3 protein-coding genes are annotated in these 5,274 nt (G+C 58.5%); 1 reads left to right on the forward strand and 2 read right to left on the reverse strand.

The window, feature by feature from the left end:
- Both carB and ABX749_RS20715 read right to left on the reverse strand, forming a co-directional pair.
- Positions 1-2,273 (reverse strand): carbamoyl-phosphate synthase large subunit (carB, locus tag ABX749_RS20710; RefSeq protein WP_372897649.1); only part of this gene is annotated, 2,273 nt, incomplete at its 3' end.
- Between the two features lie 107 nt (positions 2,274-2,380).
- Positions 2,381-3,673, reverse strand: coding sequence for an MFS transporter (locus ABX749_RS20715; protein WP_372897650.1), 1,293 nt, complete (start codon positions 3,671-3,673; stop codon positions 2,381-2,383).
- 639 nt (positions 3,674-4,312) lie between these two features.
- Here ABX749_RS20715 and ABX749_RS20720 point away from each other — a divergent pair.
- Positions 4,313-5,098 (forward strand): SMC-Scp complex subunit ScpB, encoded by a 786-nt coding sequence (locus ABX749_RS20720; protein ID WP_372897651.1) that lies wholly within the window; start codon positions 4,313-4,315, stop codon positions 5,096-5,098.
- The last annotated feature ends 176 nt before the right edge of the window (positions 5,099-5,274 follow it).

Consider the following 5,274-nt stretch of genomic DNA (forward strand, 5'->3'; position numbering starts at 1 on the left):
CGGTCGATCAACACCGGTTGTCCGTCGGCGACGATGAATGCTTCGGCGACGTAGCGTTCGAATTGTGCCTTGTCGTAGCAGATCTCCATCGCGCGACCGCCCAGCACGAAACTGGGACGGACCAACGCCGGATAGCCGATGCGTTTGACTTCCCTTCGGGCCTCTTCCATGTTGCGGGCGATGCCGCTGGGCGGCTGCCGCAATTGCAAGTCGTTGATCAGCTGTTGGAAACGCTCGCGGTCCTCGGCGGCTTCGATCGTGTCGACGCTGGTGCCGATGATCGGGACACCGGCCTCTTGCAGTCCTCGAGCCAGATTCAGTGGCGTTTGTCCGCCGAACTGAACGATCACGCCGTCGGGTTGGGTCGCGTCGCAGATGTTCAACACATCTTCGATCGTCAGCGGTTCAAAGAACAGGATGTCCGAGGTGTCATAGTCCGTGCTGACCGTCTCGGGATTGCTGTTGACCATGATCGATTCGTAACCGATCTCACGCAGCGCGAAACTGGCGTGGCAGCAGCAATAGTCGAACTCGATCCCTTGCCCGATCCGGTTCGGCCCGCCGCCCAAGATCACGACGCGTTTTTGATCCGCCTTGGGCGGCAATTCGTCTTCGATCTCGTAGGTGCTGTAGTAGTACGGCGTGTAGGCTTCGAATTCGGCGGCGCAGGTATCGACGCTTTTGAAGACCGGTCGAATGCCCAAATCCAAACGATGTTGACGGACCTTCAATTCGGTCGAGGACAGCATGTGGGCGATTTGTCGGTCGGAAAAACCGTCGCGTTTGGCGTTCCACATCCGCTCTCGGTCCATCGCCTCGAGCGATCCGAGTTTGCGAATCTCCTCTTCGTGTTCAATGATTTCCGAAAGGTGGTCCAGGAACCAGGGATCGATGTGCGTCAGCGAATGCACTTCCTCGATCGAGATGCCCGCCTTGATGGCGTAGCGCAAGTAAAAGATTCGCTCGGCATTGGGGGTGCCCAGCTTGGCGCGGATGGTGTCCAGGTCGGGTTGGTCTTCGGTACCCCAGAGATCGCGGTTGTCGCTACCGAGCCCGAAGGCGCCGACTTCCAATCCACGCATCGCTTTCTGCAACGATTCGCGGAACGTGCGTCCGATCGCCATCGTTTCGCCGACGCTTTTCATTTGCGTCATCAGCGTCGCGTCGGCTTCGGGGAACTTTTCGAAGGCGAACCGCGGAATCTTGGTGACGACATAGTCGATCGTCGGTTCGAAGCAGGCCTTGGTTTTCTTGGTGATGTCGTTGGGCAATTCCCAGAGTCGGTATCCGACGGCAAGTTTGGCGGCGATCTTTGCGATCGGAAATCCGGTAGCCTTACTGGCCAAGGCACTGGAGCGGCTGACACGTGGGTTCATTTCGATCACGATCATTCGTCCGGTCGACGGTTCGATCGCGAATTGAATGTTGCTGCCGCCGGTTTCGACTCCGATTTCGCGGATCACGGCCAACGAGGCGTCGCGCATCCGTTGGTATTCTTTGTCGCTGAGTGTTTGGGCCGGGGCGACGGTGATCGAGTCGCCGGTATGAACGCCCATCGCGTCAAAGTTCTCGATGCTGCAGATGATCACGACGTTGTCGTCTTTGTCGCGCATCACCTCCATCTCGTATTCTTTCCAGCCGATGATGGATTCTTCGATCAGGACTTCCGTGACCGGCGATTGGTCGAGGCCGCTTTTGACCAGGGCATCGAAATCGTCTTTGTTGTAGGCGATCGCGCTGCCGCTGCCGCCCATGGTGAAACTGGGGCGGACGACGGCCGGCAAGCCGACGTCTTCCATCGCCGCGCGGGCTTGTTCGATGTTGTGCACCACGTGGCCGCGGCAGACGTCCAGGCCGATCTTTTCCATCGCCTCTTTGAACTGGTCGCGTTCCTCGGCCTTGGCGATCACCTTGGCGTCGGCGGCGATCATTTCGACGCCGTATTTTTCCAGCACGCCGTTGGCGTCCAGGTCCATGGCAACGTTCAGGCCGGTTTGACCTCCCAGGGTGGGCAGCAAGGCGTCCGGGCGTTCTTTTTCGATCACTTTTTCGACCATTTGCCAGGTCAGCGGTTCGATGTAGGTCGAATCCGCCGTGGCCGGGTCGGTCATGATCGTCGCCGGGTTGCTGTTGACCAGCACCACTTCGTATCCCTCTTCGCGGAGGGCTTTACACGCCTGGGTGCCGGAATAGTCGAATTCACAGGCCTGGCCGATGATGATCGGCCCGCTGCCGATCAGCAGAATTTTTTTGATGTCGTCGCGTCGTGGCACGTCGTTTTCCGGTGGAGAGCGAGATCGTTTCCAAATTTCGGGAAAGATATCAGATCAACCACCGTCTTGCGTAGGATAGGCAACACCAGAAAACCGGGATTTGTCCGCTAAGCCGTCGTACTGTCTGCGGCGACCGCGTTATTTCCCTTCGCCGCACTGGACTTGTCCCAGAACGTGGCGAAGAACAGCACCGACACGCCAATCGCCAAGCCCGCCGGCATCAGCCAAAACTCTGCGGCCCCCTCCGCCCAGCCTTCCGAGGTGGTCGGATCCAGGTTGATGTAATCGCCCCAGGGTCCGTGAATCAGGTTCCCGACCAGCATCCCAGCCCCGTACGTCAACAACCCCAGCAACGCCTGCGCGCTGGTCCGGATTTCCTTCGGCGCGATGCGATCGGTGTAGAGCTGGCCGGTCACAAAGAAAAAGTCGTAACAGATCCCGTGCAAGACGATTCCCAGGACCAACATCGCTGAGGTGCTGGGCATCAATCCGAACAGTGCGTAACGCAAGGCCCATGCCAACATCCCCACCAGCAACATCCACTTGACGCCCAAGCGGGCCAGGAAGAACGGGACCAGTGCCATGAAGAAAATTTCGCTCACCTGACCGAGTGCCATCACCCCCGCACTGTCGCTGCCGAACGCCATCTTTTCAACAAAGTCATACGTCCGGGCGTAGTAGAACGCCAACGGGATGCAAATCAGAAACGAGCAGACCGCAAACACCAGGTAGCTGGGGTTGCGAAACAGCCGAACCGCATCCAATCCCAAGACTTTGCCGATGCTGACCGGATTGTCACGTCCCTGCGGCGGTGACTTGGGGAGCGTGAAACAATAGATCCCGTAAATCAGGCCGACGACCGCCGAAAGCCGCAACGGCAAATTCGTGCTGCCGGCGTCTTCCACTCCGGGAAGCACCGGGATCGGGAATAGCCCGAACATGGATTGTGAAACCACCAACCCCGAAACGATCCAGCCGATCGTGCCCCACAACCTGATTTTGGGGAAATCATTTTCAATCGAATCCACGTTCTGGAACGTGATCGCATTGACCAGCGCCAAGGTCGGCATGTAGCACAAGAAAAACGCCATCATGACCCAGTAAAATCGGGTCGGTGAGTCGACGATCGTGCTGCACCACCAAAGCATCGCGGCGCCGGCAATCTGCAGCACTCCGTTGATGATCTCTTTGTTGAACAACCGGTCGGCGACAAACCCGACGATGATCGGGGCAAAGATCGCCGCCCATGTTTGAGTCGAATAGACGTCACCGATGATCGTGTTGAGATTCTCTTCACCGGCAAATATCTGCTGCAAGTAACTCGTCATCGGGACGAAGAACGCCCCCCAGACAAAAAACTGCAGAAACATCATCACATCAAGGCGAACTGCTTTGGACATCGGCGACGTCTTCGAAAAAAGTGCGAATCAGAAATCAACTTGCCCGCTATCATAGCGACTCTCGGACACGAAGGTATCGCGGTAAAGTCGCCTGGGGGCCGCGTGACTTTGCCGTCGAGGATTGCCCAGTCGGACCAGACCGCCAAAAATGAGTTTCGCCGCCGATCTCTCCCGCAAGCGGTTTGTCGTTTCTAGCCCGCACGTGTCGGCGAGGGGCCGCGCGGCGTGCTTCGCTGATCCGCCGGGCTAACATGTCGCGTTGATCTGGGAAAGTCGATAAAAATGACAAACCGCAAGTGCGATGCGAAGATGAATCGGTCTAATGCCAACGCGGCGAAGTCCCGCGCCACTCCAAAACCCTGTGCCTTGTGCGGTCGCGTCACCCGGCGTGGGACGACCGAGCACCACCTGATTCCCCGTCGCTGCCATCACAACAAATGGTTTAAAAAACGGTTCTCAAGGGCTCGAATGCAAGAAACGATTTCCGTTTGCCACGATTGCCACAACTCGATCCATCGATTTGTGCCGCGGGAAAAAGATCTTGGACGCCATCACAACACCGTCGAATCTCTGCTCGCACACGAACAAATCGGTCGATTCGTCGCCTGGGTTCGAGACCGCAATTAGGAGTGTCCCGCAATGAACGACGACGAACACCCCTCGGCTGAATCAAACTCCCCCGACGAGTCGAATGCCGAGTCGTACTTGGAAGACGATGCTGATTTTGGCGAGATCTCGCTCGATGATATCGGAGCGGCCTACGCGCGCGCCGCCGCGGCGCATGATCCGGAGACGTTTGCGGTGCCGGAAGCTCCGCCGAACAGCGAAAACGACGACGAACCGGCGCCGGATGCGTCGACGGAGAACTCGGCCGCTGAAGACGAAACCGTCCATCCCGAAGGCATCATCGAAGCCGCCCTGTTCGTCGGGCATCCGGACAATCAATCGTTCACCGCCGCCCGCCTGGCGTCGCTGATGCGCGGGGTCACCGAAGAGGAGGTGACCGAGATGATCGACACGCTCAACCAGTCCTACAAGTCAGCCGAACAAGCGTTGCGCATCATCGAAGACGAAGACGGTGGCTATCGGATGACGATTGCCCCCGCGGTCGAAAAAGTCCGCCATTCGTTTCTCGGCAAGGTCCGCGAAGCGCGTCTCAGCCAAGCCGCCGTCGAAGTGTTGTCGCTGGTCGCCTACCAGCCGGGGGTGACCGCCCAGACCGTCCAAGATCAACGTGGAAAAGACAGCGGCGCGCTGCTCAATCAACTCGTCCGCCGCCGACTGCTGGAAATGAAACGCCAAGCACCTGCCGAGGGCGGACGGAAAGTCCCGCACTACTACCCCACCGAGCGTTTCCTCACCCTGTTCGGGCTCGAAACCCTCGAAGACCTGCCGCTGGTCGACGAGAGCTTCCTGGGGCATTAAGTGGTCTACCGAAGCTCAATTTTCGGGTAGTGGACGAGGCGACGAGTCCTCTGTCCTCGGCATCTCGGCAAGATCTCGTCGCCTCGTCCGCTACCGCCTACCCGAAAAACCAACGTCGCGGGGGGGGCTGAAGCACCGCTGACCAGCCGATGCCTCGCTTCCCTATCCCCCTTCCA

Origin of the sequence: Stieleria sp. (assembly GCF_041595215.1) — a bacterium.
Lineage (GTDB): Bacteria > Planctomycetota > Planctomycetia > Pirellulales > Pirellulaceae > Stieleria > Stieleria magnilauensis.

Bases quoted from the DNA above. Each gene is read 5' to 3' on its own strand.
- ABX749_RS20715 (WP_372897650.1), bottom strand. From the start codon at position 3,673: ATGTCCAAAGCAGTTCGCCTTGATGTGATGATGTTTCTGCAGTTTTTT.
- ABX749_RS20720 (WP_372897651.1), top strand. From the start codon at position 4,313: ATGAACGACGACGAACACCCCTCGGCTGAATCAAACTCCCCCGACGAG.